Annotated in this window: 19 protein-coding genes; 15 read left to right on the forward strand and 4 right to left on the reverse strand. The window is 63.9% G+C overall.

Going from position 1 to position 14390, the window contains the following annotated elements; all coding sequences use genetic code 11:
- Nucleotides 1-66 precede the first annotated feature (66 nt).
- On the forward strand, nt 67-393 hold the full coding sequence (locus tag O3301_RS21660; RefSeq protein ID WP_034746769.1) for a hypothetical protein: 327 nt from the start codon (nt 67-69) through the stop codon (nt 391-393).
- A gap of 141 nt (nt 394-534) precedes the next feature.
- Here O3301_RS21660 and O3301_RS21665 read toward each other — a convergent pair whose 3' ends face one another.
- The gene (locus O3301_RS21665; RefSeq protein ID WP_289917245.1) at nt 535-1380 is read right to left on the reverse strand and encodes an HDOD domain-containing protein; all 846 of its coding nucleotides are present in this window, start codon (nt 1378-1380) and stop codon (nt 535-537) included.
- On the reverse strand, nt 1377-1715 hold the full coding sequence (locus tag O3301_RS21670; RefSeq protein WP_070257435.1) for a hypothetical protein: 339 nt from the start codon (nt 1713-1715) through the stop codon (nt 1377-1379). Before O3301_RS21670 ends, O3301_RS21665 begins: the two co-directional genes overlap by 4 nt.
- Before the next feature lie 201 nt (nt 1716-1916).
- Between O3301_RS21670 and O3301_RS21675 the strand changes: the two genes are divergently transcribed.
- Genes O3301_RS21675 through O3301_RS21690 form a run of 4 tightly spaced genes read left to right on the forward strand, consistent with a single transcriptional unit; the run spans nt 1917 to nt 4674 of the window.
- Nucleotides 1917-3494, forward strand: a complete 1578-nt coding sequence (locus O3301_RS21675; protein WP_305057479.1) for a sensor histidine kinase — start codon at nt 1917-1919, stop codon at nt 3492-3494.
- A gap of 15 nt (nt 3495-3509) precedes the next feature.
- The gene (locus O3301_RS21680) at nt 3510-4097 is read left to right on the forward strand and encodes a DUF1697 domain-containing protein (protein WP_305057459.1); all 588 of its coding nucleotides are present in this window, start codon (nt 3510-3512) and stop codon (nt 4095-4097) included.
- Nucleotides 4097-4498: a DUF3224 domain-containing protein gene (locus tag O3301_RS21685; RefSeq protein ID WP_305057460.1), complete on the forward strand. Its 402-nt coding sequence runs from the start codon at nt 4097-4099 to the stop codon at nt 4496-4498. Before O3301_RS21680 ends, O3301_RS21685 begins: the two co-directional genes overlap by 1 nt.
- The gene (locus O3301_RS21690; protein WP_099666566.1) at nt 4495-4674 is read left to right on the forward strand and encodes a hypothetical protein; all 180 of its coding nucleotides are present in this window, start codon (nt 4495-4497) and stop codon (nt 4672-4674) included. The genes O3301_RS21685 and O3301_RS21690 overlap by 4 nt, the downstream gene beginning before the upstream one ends.
- Before the next feature lie 98 nt (nt 4675-4772).
- Here O3301_RS21690 and O3301_RS21695 read toward each other — a convergent pair whose 3' ends face one another.
- Nucleotides 4773-5174: a hypothetical protein gene (locus O3301_RS21695; protein ID WP_305057461.1), complete on the reverse strand. Its 402-nt coding sequence runs from the start codon at nt 5172-5174 to the stop codon at nt 4773-4775.
- A gap of 332 nt (nt 5175-5506) precedes the next feature.
- On the opposite strand from O3301_RS21695, the gene O3301_RS21700 reads away from it, so the two are divergent.
- The 4 genes from O3301_RS21700 to O3301_RS21715 are packed head-to-tail and all read left to right on the forward strand — an operon-like array spanning nt 5507 to nt 7637.
- Complete coding sequence (locus O3301_RS21700; protein ID WP_305057462.1) at nt 5507-5860, forward strand: helix-turn-helix transcriptional regulator; 354 nt, start codon at nt 5507-5509, stop codon at nt 5858-5860.
- Nucleotides 5861-5868: 8 nt separating this feature from the next.
- The gene (locus O3301_RS21705) at nt 5869-6294 is read left to right on the forward strand and encodes a YeeE/YedE family protein (protein WP_305053986.1); all 426 of its coding nucleotides are present in this window, start codon (nt 5869-5871) and stop codon (nt 6292-6294) included.
- An 8-nt stretch (nt 6295-6302) separates the two neighbouring features.
- Nucleotides 6303-6734 carry a YeeE/YedE family protein gene (locus O3301_RS21710; RefSeq protein WP_305057463.1) on the forward strand — a complete coding sequence of 144 codons (432 nt, stop codon included), beginning with the start codon at nt 6303-6305 and terminating at the stop codon, nt 6732-6734.
- 45 nt (nt 6735-6779) lie between these two features.
- A complete protein-coding gene (locus tag O3301_RS21715; protein WP_289913227.1) occupies nt 6780-7637 on the forward strand; it encodes a ChaN family lipoprotein in 858 nt (285 codons plus the stop codon).
- A 17-nt stretch (nt 7638-7654) separates the two neighbouring features.
- On the opposite strand, the gene O3301_RS21720 is transcribed toward O3301_RS21715, so the two are convergent.
- Nucleotides 7655-8482 carry an IclR family transcriptional regulator C-terminal domain-containing protein gene (locus O3301_RS21720; RefSeq protein ID WP_289900328.1) on the reverse strand — a complete coding sequence of 276 codons (828 nt, stop codon included), beginning with the start codon at nt 8480-8482 and terminating at the stop codon, nt 7655-7657.
- A 166-nt stretch (nt 8483-8648) separates the two neighbouring features.
- On the opposite strand from O3301_RS21720, the gene O3301_RS21725 reads away from it, so the two are divergent.
- The 6 genes from O3301_RS21725 (at nt 8649) to O3301_RS21750 (ending at nt 13904) form a co-directional block, all read left to right on the forward strand.
- Complete coding sequence (locus O3301_RS21725) at nt 8649-9347, forward strand: 3-oxoacid CoA-transferase subunit A (RefSeq protein WP_077408447.1); 699 nt, start codon at nt 8649-8651, stop codon at nt 9345-9347.
- 10 nt (nt 9348-9357) lie between these two features.
- Entirely contained in the window at nt 9358-9999 is a 642-nt protein-coding gene (locus O3301_RS21730) for a 3-oxoacid CoA-transferase subunit B (protein WP_305057464.1), read from the forward strand.
- 39 nt (nt 10000-10038) lie between these two features.
- Nucleotides 10039-11241, forward strand: coding sequence for a 3-oxoadipyl-CoA thiolase (pcaF, locus tag O3301_RS21735; RefSeq protein ID WP_305057465.1), 1203 nt, complete (start codon nt 10039-10041; stop codon nt 11239-11241).
- A 251-nt stretch (nt 11242-11492) separates the two neighbouring features.
- Complete coding sequence (locus O3301_RS21740) at nt 11493-12788, forward strand: MFS family transporter (protein ID WP_099666574.1); 1296 nt, start codon at nt 11493-11495, stop codon at nt 12786-12788.
- Nucleotides 12789-12866: 78 nt separating this feature from the next.
- A complete protein-coding gene (locus O3301_RS21745; protein ID WP_289900331.1) occupies nt 12867-13562 on the forward strand; it encodes a fumarylacetoacetate hydrolase family protein in 696 nt (231 codons plus the stop codon).
- An 18-nt stretch (nt 13563-13580) separates the two neighbouring features.
- On the forward strand, nt 13581-13904 hold the full coding sequence (locus tag O3301_RS21750) for a thioredoxin family protein (protein ID WP_289913233.1): 324 nt from the start codon (nt 13581-13583) through the stop codon (nt 13902-13904).
- The last annotated feature ends 486 nt before the right edge of the window (nt 13905-14390 follow it).

Genomic DNA, 14390 nt, shown 5'->3' on the forward strand with positions numbered 1-14390 from the left:
ACACTCTAAGCCAGCCTTAAGTTCGTATCGGCATTATTTTCTACATTCACCAGACGAGGAAAAATCATGGCACATCATGCATTAGCATCGCAAGAGAGTTACAACCCGAACCACCTGCTGGATATTCTGCTGAGCAAGATGCAGCTGAAAAACGATGCAGCCCTGTCGCGTCTGCTCGAAGTGGCGCCACCCGTCATCAGCAAGATCCGCCATCACCGCTTGCCGGTCGGCGCCTCGCTGCTGATCCGCATGCACGAAGTGACAGGCATGAGCATCCGTGACCTGCGCGACTTGATGGGCGACCGCCGCACCAAGTATCGTCTGTCCGACGCCCAGGGCCGTCCAAAGGCGGAAGACCGCGGCGATGCGCAAGAATCGAATTACGCGCACTGATGCGGCGGTGGCGCGCTGACTGTGCCGCTTGCGTAGCTGCTGGCGGCAACAGGCCGGCGTGGACCGGGCAGCATGGACACACCGCAGTACCCTTGACGGCTTTCGCTTTGCAGCGAGAGCCGTTTGCGTTTGCGGCCATGTTTAGCTCAGCAGTGCCGAGGTGATTTCGTCATAGCGCAGTTCCGTCTCGCGGAACAGCTGCAGATACGTGTCTTCGCCCAGGCCCAGCGCATCCCAGGCCACCGGCGAGACGCGCGGCACCATGTCGTCGCCCGCCTGCGCCAGGTCGAGCGCGCAGACGACGGCATTGGCCACGTGGATCAGCGACGCGAGGAAGCCTGCTCCCGGCGCTTCCGGCTGCAGATAGTTGCCCAGCGCCAGGCGCATCGTGTCGGAAAAATTCCAGTGTTCGGCCAGCGCCACGCCGGCTTGCACGTGATCCACGCCCAGTACGGCTTGCTCCGCTTCGAGCAGGCTGCAATCGTGCGCCGCCTGGTGCGCGATGACTTGCGCATAGTGCGCGGGGAAACTGCTGACCAGCACCAGGCGGCCGATGTTGTGCAGCAAGCCGGCCGTGAACGCGTAATCCTGGTTGAAGCGGATTTGCCGCGCCAGCACCTTGGCGCAGGCGGCCGTCGCCACCGAATGGCGCCAGAAGGCCTTGTCGTCGAAACCGGGGCAGCGTCCTTCCGGGAAGCAACCTGTGATGGCCGCCGACGTGATCAGGCTGCGCGTGGTCTGGAAGCCCAGGTAAGTGATCGCCTGCTGGATGGTGGTGGCTTTCACTTGCAAGCCATATTGCGAGGAGTTGGCCAGGCGCAGGGTTTTCGCCGTCAGCGCCTGGTCGTACGATACTTTTTTGGCCAGCACGGAAATATCGACGTCTTCCTGGTCGATGCTGTTCAATAGTTCCATGACGACGGCGGGCAGCGAAGGCAAGTCATCGAGGTGGGCGACGATGTCGTCGAGCGTCAGCTGGGTACTCATGCGGCCTCTCCCGTGCCCAGGCGGTAAGCCGTGACATAGCTGCGCAGCAAGGTGGTGGCCGCGTCCAGGGGATCCTCGGGGTCATGCTTGCGGAACAGATAGGCCAGCCGTTCGCTGTCGGCCGCCTGTTGCGCGGCGATTTCTTCCGGCGAGGGGGGCGGCGCCTGGATCGGCAGCATGTCGATGTTGTGGCGCGGCATCAGGGCCAGCATGTTTTCCGTCAGTACCGCGCCTTGCGGCAACAGCACTTGTCCATGCGCATCGAGCAAGACATCCGACAAGACCATGCCAGGACGAACTTGTTCCAGGGGTAGATGTTGATGCATGACCGCCATGACGACTCCTTAGATGATTGCGGGATATTACCATTGCCATGACGCAATGTCTCAACCTGTATCAAGGCCTGGTGGAAAACGGCATTGCTGTAAATCTTGCCAATAAGCATGTCATACCGTACATTTGATTCAGGCTGTTGTCCGCTGACGTCACTGCGCCCGCGCCGCGGGCTGGCGGCCTGGCCCGGGGAGTGTTGATTGATGGTGAGTATCCAAGTCCGGCTGACCCTGCTTTTTGTCGTGATCGTCACCCTGGTGCTGGGCATTTCGGGTAGCTATACCCAATATACCTTGAGCAAGGAACTCGAATCGGGCAGCGCGCGTCTGCGCAGCGGCGTGCTGACCCGCTTGCAGACCAGCTTGCCGTCCGCCCTGTGGGACCTCGACAAATCCAAGGTCGACAGCATCGTCGCGGCCGAAATGCTGCCGCCGGAACTGGTCGGCATCCGCGTCTACGACGCCTCCGTCGGCCTGTTCGCGGGCGAAGTGCGCGACGCGGCCGGCACCCTGGTGCCTTTGACCTCCGACGTGGCCATGGGCGGCACGCCCGTCGAGGCGCCGCTGGTGTTCCGCGACGCCGTGGCCGCGGCCACGGGCGGCAAGCCGGTGATCGTCGGCAAGGTCATCGTCAATTTCAGCCGTGCCCAGATCGATGCGGCCCTGCGCGGCGAAGTGCGGCGCAAGGTGCTGGAAGTGTTGCTACTTGACATCATTTTGGTGGGCGCCCTGGCGCTGAGCCTGCGCATCGTCTTTGGCCCCTTGAAACAGTTGCGCGACGGCTTGTTCGACCTGGCCACGCGCGGCAGCGATGACGTCGAAGAGCTGCCGGAAAACCGGCGCGACGAGCTGGGCGACGTGATCCGCGGCTTCAATGCCGTGCAGCGCAAGCTCAAGTCCATCATCGAGGGCAGCCGCGAGGCGGAAGACATGGCGCGCCGCTCGCAGCAGGAGACGGCGCAGGCCATGGACGAGTTGCGCCGGGCGCAGGAATCGTTGCTGCAGTCGGAACGCCTGGCCTCGCTGGGCAGCCTGGTGGCGGGCGTGGCGCATGAAATCAACACCCCGGTCGGCATCGCGCTGACCAGCGCCTCGGTGCTGAAGGAAGCCACCGATGGCATCAGCGCGGCGGTGGCGGGCGGCAGCGTGAAGAAGACCGATATCGTGCGCTACCTGGAAACGGCCGGCGAAAGCACGCGCCTGATCATGAACAATGCCTACCGCGCCGCGCACCTGATCCACAGCTTCAAGCAGATCGCCGTCGACCAGGTCAGCGAAGCGCGCCGTTTGTTCGAATTGCGCGACTATATCGGCGAAGTCATCTCGAGCCTGCAGCCGACCCTGAAAAAGACGCGCATCCGCATCGATATCGATTGCCCGCCCGGGATCATGCTCGACAGCTATCCGGGCGCGCTGGCGCAGGTGCTGACCAACCTGGTCCTGAACTGCGTCGAGCACGCCTTCGATGCGGACACGGATGGCCACATCCATATCGGCGTGCACGGCGACGACGACTGGATCGCCATGCAGGTGCGCGACAATGGCCGCGGCATCGCGCCCGACATGCTCGACCGCGTGTTCGACCCGTTTGTCACCACGCGGCGCGGACAGGGCGGCACGGGCCTGGGCTTGAATATCGTATTCAACTTGATTGCCAAGCAGTTTGGCGGCACCATCACGGTCAGCAGCACCTTGGGGCAGGGCGCGACGTTCCTGCTGCGCCTGCCCAAGGTGACGCCATTGCCGGAAGGCGCCGCCAGCGTTCCGGCCGGCCAGGCATAGGCAAGGAGACAACACATGGCACAGATGGAAAATAGTCAGCAAGTGGCGCTTTTGCGCGGGATCAATGTCGGCCGCGCCAAGCGCGTGGCCATGGCCGACCTGCGCAAGCTGCTGGGCGACCTGGGTTTTGCGCAGGTGCGTACCGTGCTCAACAGTGGCAACGTCGTGTATGACGGGGGCAAGGTCGCGCCGGCCGACGCCGCTGCCCGCATCGAGGAAGCGCTGGTGCTGAAACTGGGCGTGGCGGCCCGGGTGACGGCGCTGTCGGCCAGCCAGTTTGCCGAACTGATCGAACAAAACACCCTGGCGCCGGCGGCCGATGCGGCCCGTCTGCTGACCTTGGTGCTGAACAATCCGGCCGACATGCTGCGCCTGGCGCCCCTGGCGCAGCGGCCGTGGCAGCCGGAAGCGCTGGTCCTGGGGCGCTGGGCCGCGTATGCCTGGTGTCCCGATGGCGTGTTGGCCAGCAAGGTGGTGGCGGCGCTGGGCGTGCTGCTCGGCGATGGCGTCACCTCGCGCAACTGGGCCACCATGCAAAAATTGCATGTGCTGCTGAACGGGCCGGAGGCGGCCGCCACCTCTTCATTTTCCAAGGAGTACTGATGCCTACCATTCACGGTACCTTCGACGTCACCATCACCCCGGAAACCTTGTCGGACACGGCCGCGCAATCGGGGCTGGGGCGCCTGTCGCTCGACAAGCGCTACCACGGCGCCCTCGACGCCAGTGCGCGGGGCGAGATGCTCAGCGCGCGCGCCAGCGTGGCCGGCTCGGCAGGCTATGTGGCGCTGGAGCGGGTGGAAGGCACGCTGGACGGGCGTCACGGCAGTTTTTATTTGCAGCACAGCGGCATGATGACGCGCGGCGCGCCGGCCTTGTCGGTGACGGTGGTGCCCGATACGGGGACGGAGCAATTGCAAGGGCTGTCGGGCAGCCTGGCCATCCGCATCGAAGAGGGCAAGCATTACTATGCTTTCACGTATGAGATTGCTGACACGCCATGAACTGGGAGATCGTCAAGGGCGTGCTGATATTGCTGGTCGCCGTCAGCGTCCTGGGCACGGCCTTCGTGCTGATTTCCGCCTCGGGCACGGACAAGGCGGCCTGCATCGCGCGCGCCCTGAAGTCGGGCATTCCTGTGGGCAATATCGAACGGGTTTGCCGCTTGCTGGACAAGTGAGCATCAAGTGAGCATCAACCCAGGCACGGCAGGCAAAAAAAAATTCCGCGCAAGGCGGAATTTTTTTTAAGGCAGCGGCATCGGCTGCCGGAATAGGGTCAGCTATCGAATTTTTCCTGTTTTTCACCGTGCATGCTAAAGGCCAGCAAGCCCAGTCCCACCAGCAGCATCGAGACCATGCTCGCTTCGGGCACGGGCGGCGGCACGTTCGTTTGCTGCACGGCCGGGGCCGTGGCGGCTGCGGACGGAGGCAGTGCGCCGTGGCGCGCACCGGTGCTGCTCCAGCGCGGGGCCGCGTTGAGCATGGTGCCCTGCGCCAGCAGGCGCGCATACGGCAAGTCCGGTGTGTCCCAGCCGGGATTGTCGGCAGTGCTGGTGAAACCGAGACTGTCGTCGCTCACGACCTGGGCTTGTGTCGTGGGCGGGGTGCTGGCCGCCGCACTGCCGGCGCACGCCGACAGCGCCAGCATGGCCATGCCTAGCGGCTGAAGTAACTTCATCTTTGACTCCCTGGTTCACCGTGCGGTGCGGTCGAAAACCGGCCTGCGCCTGGACGGACAATGCGCCTGTACGGGGGCGTATCACGATTTTTCTGAAGAGCTCTTATTACAGCACAAGTCGTGGCAATTTTGCTACGCTTATTTGCTTTAAATTACGAATATTTATCATTTTGATAGCGTGATGGCTATCGCTGCCGCACACTTTGCATGAGCACGCTATCGCCGAAAAACACTGTTGTTTTTTTGTGCGAATCGCCAGCAGGAAAACAGTATATTGATTAGTATATTGTTTATCGCATGATGATCAATATGACCGCCTGTGGGAGGGCACGATGGAGACAGTCGCAACACAACACGCCGAATACAACCTCGACGCCATGCGTGGCTCGGCCTACAAGGCCAGCTCGCTGCTCAAGGCCATGGGCAATGCCGACCGATTGATGCTGCTGTGCCAGCTATCGCAAGGCGAGCATTGCGTCAGCGACCTCGAACAAAAAGTGGGCATCGGCCAGCCGACCCTGTCGCAGCAGTTGGGCGTGCTGCGCGAAGAGATGCTGGTGGCCACGCGGCGCGACGGCAAGCAGATCTATTACCGCGTCGCCAGCGCGCCCGTGCTGGCCGTGCTGCAAGTGTTGTACGCGCAATTTTGCTCGCCACGCCCCACGTTCAACGACGAAGCGGACTGAGTATTTCCATGCACATCGACTGGCAGCATTTCACGCCGTGGGCCTCGCTGGCCGGCGGCATGCTGATCGGCTTGGCCGCGGCCCTGCTGATTCTGTTCAATGGCCGCATCGCCGGCATCAGCGGCATCCTCGGCGGCTTGCTGCGGCCGCGCCGTGGCGACCTGGGCTGGCGCATCGCCTTTCTTGCCGGCCTGGTCGGCACGCCCTTGCTGTATTCGCTGTGGCAAGCCTTGCCGCCCGTGCGGATCGATGCGGGCACGCCCGCCCTGATCGTGGCGGGCTTGCTGGTGGGCGTGGGCGTGCGCTATGGCGCCGGCTGCACCAGCGGCCACGGCGTGTGCGGCCTGTCGCGCCTGTCTCCCCGTTCGCTGGCGGCCACCATGGCCTTCATGGCGGCCGGTTTCCTCACCGTCTATCTGTTGCGCCATCTGTGAGCAAACTTATGAGCAAGCTGATCCTTTCCCTGTTGAGCGGCCTCGTCTTTGGCCTGGGCCTGATCGTTTCCGGCATGAGCAACCCGGCCAAGGTACTCGGTTTCCTCGACCTGGCCGGCGCCTGGGATCCGTCGCTGGCGCTGGTGATGGGCGGCGCCATCGGCGTGGCCATGCCCGCCTTCTGGCTGGCGCGACGGCGCGGCACGGCGCTGCTGGGCGAGCCCATGCAATTGCCAGTATCGCGGCGCATCGACCGGCGCCTGCTGCTGGGCAGCTTGGCCTTTGGCGCGGGCTGGGGCATCGCCGGTTTCTGTCCCGGCCCCGCCCTCGTCTCCCTGCTGGCGGGCCAGCCGAAGGCGTGGCTGTTTACCGGCGCCATGCTGGCCGGCATGCTTGTCTTTGAAGTGCTGGAGCGCCGCAAGCTGCCGGCGCCGGCCTGAGACGGTACAATCTGGCGCATCGCCACTTGAAGATACCCGCCTGACATGAAAACCGTGATTTTCCGCGCCGGCGCGCGCGCCGCCCTGTTGTGCAGCGTGCTGGCGCTGGCCGCCTGCGGCAGCTTGCTGAAGAAAGATGCTCCGCCCGCTCCCGTGCCCGTGGCCGACACCTTGCCCAATCCGCAAGTGTTGCTGCTGGGCGAAGTCCATGACAATGCGCAAGGCCAGCGCCTGCGCGTCGAGGAATTGCGCCGCCGCCTGGCGACCGGCTGGCGTCCCGTGATTGTCATGGAACAGTTCGACCGCGAAAACCAGGCCTTGCTGACGCGCGCCGCGCGCGATTGCGCCGACCCCGATTGCATCATCCGCGTGATGGAACAGCCGCGCTGGGACTGGAGCTTGTACCGGCCCGTGCTGGACCTCGTCGTCAGCTACCAGCTGAGCCTGGTCGCCGGCAACCTGTCGCCCGCCGATGCCTCGCGCATCGTGCGCGACGGCATCCAGTGGGCCATGCCGCCCGCCATGGTGGCCACGTACCTGGCCGCGCCTGTGCCGGCCGATATCCTGGACGGGCAAGAGAAGGAAGTCCAGGCGGCCCGCTGCAATATGCTGCCCGACATGATGATCAAAGGTGTCGTCAACGCCCAGGTGGCGCGCGATATCTGGATGGCCAAGCTGATCCGCGACCAGGCGCCGCGCGACGTGGTGTTGATCGCCGGCAACGACCACGTGCGCAAGGATATCGGCGTGCCCCGCTGGCTGAAGCTGGCCGACCCGCAGCTGAACGTGCGCAGCATCGGTTACCTGGAGCAGGGCGGCAGCGGCTACAAGGGCACGTTTGACCTGACGCAAACGATGCCCGCGCAACCGCGCCCGGACCCGTGCGCCAAATTCAAGAAATAAGGTTCAAGCAATAAGCGCTACTGCTGCACCCGCACCAGGGCGCTGACCCGGCTTGCCGTATCGAGCAGTTTCGGCAAGCTGTGTTCCAGCAGGTGCGCGACGGACGGCCCCGCCGTCTGGCCGCTGACGTTGATGGCCGCCACCACCTTGCCGGCCCGGTCGAACACGGGCGCGGCCAGGGCGATCAAGCCCTGTTCCAGCTCTTCCTGCACCAGGCACCAGCCCTGGCGCCGTACTTGCGCAATCTCTTCCATCAAGAGATCGATATCGACCTTGGTCGCCGGCGTGATTTTCAGCAGCGCCATCTTCGACAGCCGTTCGCGTAGCACCTCGGGCGCCAGGCCCGACAGTAAAACCCGTCCCATCGAGGTGCAGTAGGCAGGCAGGCGGCTGCCGATGCCCAGGTTGATCGACATGGTGCGGTGCGCGGACAGGCGCACCACATACACGATGTCGTCGCCGTCGAGCACGGTGGCCGAGCACGACTGGCGCAAGGTCTGCATCAATTCTTCCAGCAGCGGCTGCGCCTGCGTCCACACGGGCAGAGACGACAAATAGGCATAGCCGAGGTCGAGCACCTTCGGCGTCAGGCGGAACAGCCGCCCATCCGCTTCCACGTAGCCAAGATGCAACAAGGTGTGCAGGATGCGCCGCGCGCCCGCGCGCGTCAGCTGCGCCCGCTCCGCCACTTCGCTCAGGGTCTGTTGCGGCGCGTCCGCGCCAAAGCTGCGCAGCACGGCCAGGCCCCGCGCGAACGATTGCACATAGCTGTCGCCAGGACGCGGCGCGCCGTCGGCATCGAGGGTTTCTTCGGCGGAAAGGGGCGTGCTGCTGCGTGCGGTCATGGCGATTCCAATTGGTCAAGGTGGCAATTATAGCCATGGGGCCGGCGAAAACGGCAAATTGACAAGCGCCCCGATCAGGCATATTCTCACGAATAAGTTCTAAATACGAATATTTGTTCGTTATACGAACAAATGTCTGATGAGTTTGATTGGGAGGAGACAGGCAATGATCGACAAACTGCGTTCCAGCGTGCTTGATGCGCTGGCCGATATCCACGATGGCGCCACCGTCATGATTGGCGGCTTCGGCGGCGCGGGCCAGCCGGCCGAGCTGATCGACGGCTTGATCGCCCAGGGCGCGCGCGACCTCGTCATCGTCAACAACAATGCGGGCAATGGCGACACGGGCCTGGCCGCCCTGCTGAAAAACGGGCAAGTGCGCAAGATCATTTGCTCGTTCCCCCGTCAGGCCGATTCCCATGTGTTCGACGCGCTGTACCGCGCGGGCAAGCTGGAGCTGGAATTGGTACCGCAGGGCAACCTGGCCGAGCGCATCCGCGCCGCCGGCGCCGGCATCGGCGGCTTTTTCACGCCCACGGGTTACGGTACGGACTTGGCCAAGGGCAAGGAAACGCGCGAGATCGACGGCCGCATGTATGTGTTCGAGTCGCCGATCCACGCCGACTTCGCCCTGATCAAGGCGGAGCAGGGCGACCGCTGGGGCAACCTGACTTACCGCAAGACGGCGCGCAACTTCGGCCCCATCATGGCCATGGCCGCGAAAGTCAGCATTGCTTCCGTGCATGAAGTTGCCGAGCTGGGCAGCATCGATCCCGAGCACGTCATCACGCCGGGCCTGTTCGTGCAGCGCCTGGTGCAAGTGCCGCGCACGGCCACCGGCCCCGCCGGCTTCAAAGCTGCCTGAGGAATATCAAGTGAATAAATGGAATCGAGATCAAATGGCGGCCCGCGTGGCGGCCGACATCCATGAAGGCAATGTCGTCAACCTGGGCATCGGCTTGCCGACCCTGGTGGCGAACCACTTGCCGGTCGGCGCGGACATCATCCTGCACAGCGAAAACGGCGTGATCGGCATGGGCCCCGCGCCCGCGCCGGGCGAGGAAGACTACGACCTGATCAACGCGGGCAAGCAGCCCGTCACCCTGCTGGCGGGCGGCAGTTACTTCCACCATGCCGACAGCTTCGCCATGATGCGCGGCGGCCACCTGGACATCTGCGTGCTGGGCGCGTTTCAAGTCTCCGCCACGGGCGACCTGGCCAACTGGCACACGGGCGCGCCCGACGCCATTCCCGCCGTGGGCGGGGCCATGGACCTGGCCATCGGCGCGAAAAAAACCTGGGTCATGATGGAATTGCTGACCAAGACGGGTGAAAGCAAGCTGGTGCAGGCATGCACGTATCCGCTGACGGGCATCGCCTGCGTCAGCCGCATCTACAGCGACCTGGCCGTGCTCGACCTGTCGCCCGCCGGCGCCACGGTCGTCGAACTGGTGGATGGCTTGAGTTTCGAGCAGTTGCAAGCGTTGACGGCCGTGCCGCTGACGGACGGACGCTGATTCACCGCCCATTCAATACACTTTCTTGGAGGAAAGAACATGACTCATGCTTACATTTGCGACGCGCAGCGCACGCCGTTTGGCCGCTATGGCGGCGGACTCGCCGGCGTGCGCGCCGACGACCTGGGCGCCGTGCCCATCCGCGCCTTGATGGCGCGCAACCCCAACGTGGACTGGAACGCCGTCACCGACGTGCTGTACGGCTGCGCCAACCAGGCGGGCGAGGACAACCGCAACGTGGCGCGCATGGCGGCCCTGTTGGCGGGACTGCCCGACAGCGTGCCGGGCGCCACCCTGAATCGGTTGTGCGGCTCGGGCCTGGACGCCATCGGCAGCGCCGCCCGCTTCATCAAGAGCGGCGAAGCGGGCTTGCTGATCGCCGGCGGCGTGGAAAGCATGAGCCGTGCGCCGTTTGTCATGGGCAAGGCGGACAGCGCCTTTTCGCGCGGCATGAAAATGGAAGACACGACCATCGGCTGGCGCTTCATCAATCCCTTGATGAAGGCGCAGTACGGCGTCGATTCGATGCCGGAAACGGCGGAAAACGTGGCGTCGGATTTTGGCATCAGCCGTCTTGATCAGGATGCATTCGCCCTGGCCAGCCAGGTGAAAGCGCTGGCGGCGCAGCAGGCGGGCGTGTTCGACAGTGAAATCTGCCCCGTCAGCATCGCCCAGAAGAAGGGCGACCCTGTCATCGTTGCCCGCGACGAGCATCCACGCGCCACCACCTTGGAAACCTTGACGAAACTCAAGCCCGTCGTGCGCGCGGACGGCACGATCACGGCCGGCAACGCGTCCGGCGTCAACGATGGCGCGGCGGCCCTGCTGCTGGCCGACGAGGCCAACGCGGCCCGCTTTGGCCTGACACCCCGCGCGCGGGTCGTGGCCATGGCGACGGCTGGCGTGGCGCCCCGCATCATGGGCATCGGGCCCGCGCCCGCCACCCTGAAAGTGCTGGCCATGACGGGCTTGACCCTGGCCGACTTCGACGTCATCGAATTGAACGAAGCATTCGCCGCCCAGGGCCTGGCCGTGCTGCGCCAGCTGGGTTTACCCGACGACGACCCGCGCGTGAACCCGAACGGCGGCGCCATCGCCCTGGGCCACCCGCTGGGCGCGTCGGGCGCGCGCCTGGCCATGGCGGCCGTCAACCAGCTGCACCGCACGGGCGGGCGCTATGCACTCTGCACAATGTGCATCGGCGTGGGGCAGGGCATCGCGCTGGTGCTGGAACGGGTCTGACCTCCAGCGCGTCCGGGCAGGCACCATGCACTGTGCACTGACACAAGATGCGGCATCGGCATCGGCCAGGGCATCGCGCTGGTGCTGGAACGGGTCTGATTCCACCCGCCCGCAGGTGAAAAAAGTTGCCGGCGATACGTATTAACGCGTATGCCGGGCGGCTTTTTGACCCTGATCAAGGGCGTATGATGCAAAACCAGCCCGGGCAACCTGGCTGGCGTTGGCTTTTTCACACGAACAAGAAGACTGATATGACATCCCACGATACTCCGCATGACGTTGCGCAGCTGACATCCCAGCAGCGCATCAAGGCCATCATTGGCGCTTCCTCCGGTAACCTGGTCGAATGGTTCGACTTCTATATTTACTCGTTCTGCGCGCTGTACTTCTCGCACGCCTTCTTCCCTTCCGGTAACCCGACGACGCAGCTGCTGCAGACGGCCGGCATCTTTGCCGCCGGCTTCCTCATGCGTCCCGTGGGCGGCTGGCTGTTCGGCCGCATCGCCGACAAGTACGGCCGCCGCCAGTCGATGATGATTTCCGTGCTGATGATGTGCGGCGGCTCGCTGATGATCGCCGTGCTGCCCACGTATGAAACCATCGGCGCCTTCGCCCCGTTCCTGCTGCTGGTGGCGCGCCTGTTCCAGGGCTTGTCCGTGGGCGGCGAATACGGTACCAGCGCCACTTACATGAGCGAAGTGTCGGAATCGGGTAAGCGCGGTTTCTTCGCCTCGTTCCAGTACGTGACCCTGATCGGCGGTCAGTTGCTGGCGCTGCTGGTGCTGGTGGTCTTGCAGCAATTGCTGACCCTGGAAGAATTGCGTGCCTGGGGCTGGCGCATCCCGTTCGTCTTCGGCGCCTTGGCCGCATTGGTGTCGCTGAACCTGCGTAAATCCCTGACGGAAACGACCACCGCCAGCGAGCGCAAGGACAAGGACGCGGGCAGCTTGCGCGGCTTGCTCAAGCACAAGCGCGCCTTCATCACCGTGCTCGGCTTTACGGCCGGCGGCTCGCTCGTGTTCTACACGTTCACCACCTACATGCAGAAATACCTGGTCAACACGGCCGGCATGGATACCAAGACGGCCAGCGCCGTCATGACGTGCGCCTTGCTCGTCTACATGATTTTGCAACCGGTGTTCGGCGCCTTGTCGGACCGCATCGGCCGCCGCACCTCGATGCTGTTCTTCGGCGGCCTGGCCACCCTGTGCGTGTTGCCGATCATGCATGCCTTGAAAGACATCACCAGCCCGTACGCGGCGTTCGGCCTGATCATCATCGCGCTGGCCATCATCAGCTTCTATACGTCGATCAGCGGCTTGATCAAGGCGGAAATGTTCCCCGTCGAAGTGCGCGCGCTGGGCGTGGGCCTGTCGTATGCGGTCGCCAACGCCATGTTCGGCGGTTCGGCCGAATACGTGGCGCTGCAGTTCAAGGCCTGGCACGTGGAAGAGTATTTCTATTGGTATGTGACCATCATGTGCCTGATTTCCTTCATCGTCGCCATCCGCATGCCGGACCCGAGCCGCTCGGGACTGCTGAAGTAAGCTTGCCGTAAAATAAGGGGACACTGCGGTGTCCCCTTTTTCATCACCGCCTTTTTATCGTGCCGATCAGGAGTTTCCATGTCGTATGTCATTGCCGCAGCCATCCAGCCCAGCGTTCCCGTCAGCGGCAGCGTTGATACTTTCCCCGTCCACCGCATCTATTGCGTGGGCCGCAACTATGTCGACCATGCCCAGGAAATGGGCCACACGGGCCGCGAGGCGCCGTTTTTCTTCATGAAGCCTGCCGACGCCGTGCTGCCCGTGCCTGCCGGCACGACGGGCGAGTTGCCATACCCGGCGCAGACGCAGGATTTCCAGCACGAGATGGAACTGGTGGTAGCCATCGGCAAGGGCGGCAGCGATATCGGCGTGGCCGATGCGCTGAGCCATGTGTGGGGCTATGCGATCGGCCTGGACATGACGCGCCGCGACGTGCAGGGTGCGGCGAAAAAGCAGGGCCGTCCGTGGGAAACGGGCAAGGCGTTCGAGCACTCGGCGCCCATCGGTTCCATCACGCCGGCCGCGCAGGCGGGCGACGTCAGCCATGCCGCCATCACCTTGCACGTGAATGGCGAGCTGCGGCAAAGCAGCAGCATCGACATGCTGATCTGGAATGTGGCGGAAACCATCGCCGACCTGTCGACCTACTTTACCTTGCAACCCGGCGACCTGATCTACACGGGAACGCCGGCCGGCGTGGCGGCCGTGCAGCGCGGCGACGAGCTGGTGGGGGCCATCGATGGCCTGGAGACCTTGCGCGTGAAAGTGGTCTAAGTTGTCAAGGAGACTGGCATGATGAATGACACGTATGCTGTGGCGCAACCCACGCGGGCCGGGATCGACGCCCTGGCGGGGCCGGCCCTGCTGGAATTTGGCACGGGCTGGTGCGGCCACTGCCGCGCCACCCAGGCGCCGCTGGCCGCCGCCTTTGCGCAGCACCCCGAGGTGCCGCACCTGCGCGTGGAAGACGGCCCCGGCCGCGCCCTGGGACGTTACTTCCGGGTGAAACTGTGGCCGACCTTGATTTTCCTCAAGGATGGCCAGGAAGTGGCGCGCCTCGTGCGCCCGCTCGACAGCGCGGAGATCGCCAAGGCGTTCGCCTTGATCGACGCGTAGGCGGTTTCCATCATTTCTTGCCGCACCGCACCACTGCGCGTATCATAAGCCGCTTACAGCAAGATCAACCGCATCCTTCGTGATGCAGGCGCGATCATCGCCGGCCCGCTCCACCCGGAGGGGCCGCAGGCAAGGATTCACCACAAATGACCGATGCCGCGATGCCGACGCGCGGGTCTGGTACGGAATGCCTGGCGATACGCCGGGCCTGATACACGTCGCCCATCCCCTGACGCCTTTCCTGCCGTGCCCCGGGTAACCGGATGGCGCACGACCGTTGTTTCTCTAAATCAGCACTGATCACGGCGCGTTAGCGCGCGTTGCCGGCAGTTCGCTACGGCAACTAAAACCGTTGTTTTTTGTTTGCAAATTTAATAGCAAATGCGCAGCAAATGCATGCACGCAAGGCTATGATATGCGAACGACACGGAGACAACGTGCTGTGCTGCTGCCTGAAAAAACATCCAGAGAATGGCCTTTAGACAC

The organism is Janthinobacterium sp. SUN211, from assembly GCF_030587315.1.
GTDB classification, from domain to species: Bacteria; Pseudomonadota; Gammaproteobacteria; order Burkholderiales; family Burkholderiaceae_D; genus Janthinobacterium; species Janthinobacterium kumbetense.

What these genes read in the sequence shown, in the direction of transcription:
- O3301_RS21660 (WP_034746769.1), top strand. Translation starts at nt 67, where the DNA reads ATGGCACATCATGCATTAGCATCGCAAGAGAGTTACAACCCGAACCAC.
- O3301_RS21665 (WP_289917245.1), bottom strand. Translation starts at nt 1,380, where the DNA reads ATGAGTACCCAGCTGACGCTCGACGACATCGTCGCCCACCTCGATGAC.
- O3301_RS21670 (WP_070257435.1), bottom strand. Translation starts at nt 1,715, where the DNA reads ATGGCGGTCATGCATCAACATCTACCCCTGGAACAAGTTCGTCCTGGC.
- O3301_RS21675 (WP_305057479.1), top strand. Translation starts at nt 1,917, where the DNA reads ATGGTGAGTATCCAAGTCCGGCTGACCCTGCTTTTTGTCGTGATCGTC.
- O3301_RS21680 (WP_305057459.1), top strand. Translation starts at nt 3,510, where the DNA reads ATGGCACAGATGGAAAATAGTCAGCAAGTGGCGCTTTTGCGCGGGATC.
- O3301_RS21685 (WP_305057460.1), top strand. Translation starts at nt 4,097, where the DNA reads ATGCCTACCATTCACGGTACCTTCGACGTCACCATCACCCCGGAAACC.
- O3301_RS21690 (WP_099666566.1), top strand. Translation starts at nt 4,495, where the DNA reads ATGAACTGGGAGATCGTCAAGGGCGTGCTGATATTGCTGGTCGCCGTC.
- O3301_RS21695 (WP_305057461.1), bottom strand. Translation starts at nt 5,174, where the DNA reads ATGAAGTTACTTCAGCCGCTAGGCATGGCCATGCTGGCGCTGTCGGCG.
- O3301_RS21700 (WP_305057462.1), top strand. Translation starts at nt 5,507, where the DNA reads ATGGAGACAGTCGCAACACAACACGCCGAATACAACCTCGACGCCATG.
- O3301_RS21705 (WP_305053986.1), top strand. Translation starts at nt 5,869, where the DNA reads ATGCACATCGACTGGCAGCATTTCACGCCGTGGGCCTCGCTGGCCGGC.
- O3301_RS21710 (WP_305057463.1), top strand. Translation starts at nt 6,303, where the DNA reads ATGAGCAAGCTGATCCTTTCCCTGTTGAGCGGCCTCGTCTTTGGCCTG.
- O3301_RS21715 (WP_289913227.1), top strand. Translation starts at nt 6,780, where the DNA reads ATGAAAACCGTGATTTTCCGCGCCGGCGCGCGCGCCGCCCTGTTGTGC.
- O3301_RS21720 (WP_289900328.1), bottom strand. Translation starts at nt 8,482, where the DNA reads ATGACCGCACGCAGCAGCACGCCCCTTTCCGCCGAAGAAACCCTCGAT.
- O3301_RS21725 (WP_077408447.1), top strand. Translation starts at nt 8,649, where the DNA reads ATGATCGACAAACTGCGTTCCAGCGTGCTTGATGCGCTGGCCGATATC.
- pcaF (WP_305057465.1), top strand. Translation starts at nt 10,039, where the DNA reads ATGACTCATGCTTACATTTGCGACGCGCAGCGCACGCCGTTTGGCCGC.
- O3301_RS21740 (WP_099666574.1), top strand. Translation starts at nt 11,493, where the DNA reads ATGACATCCCACGATACTCCGCATGACGTTGCGCAGCTGACATCCCAG.
- O3301_RS21745 (WP_289900331.1), top strand. Translation starts at nt 12,867, where the DNA reads ATGTCGTATGTCATTGCCGCAGCCATCCAGCCCAGCGTTCCCGTCAGC.
- O3301_RS21750 (WP_289913233.1), top strand. Translation starts at nt 13,581, where the DNA reads ATGATGAATGACACGTATGCTGTGGCGCAACCCACGCGGGCCGGGATC.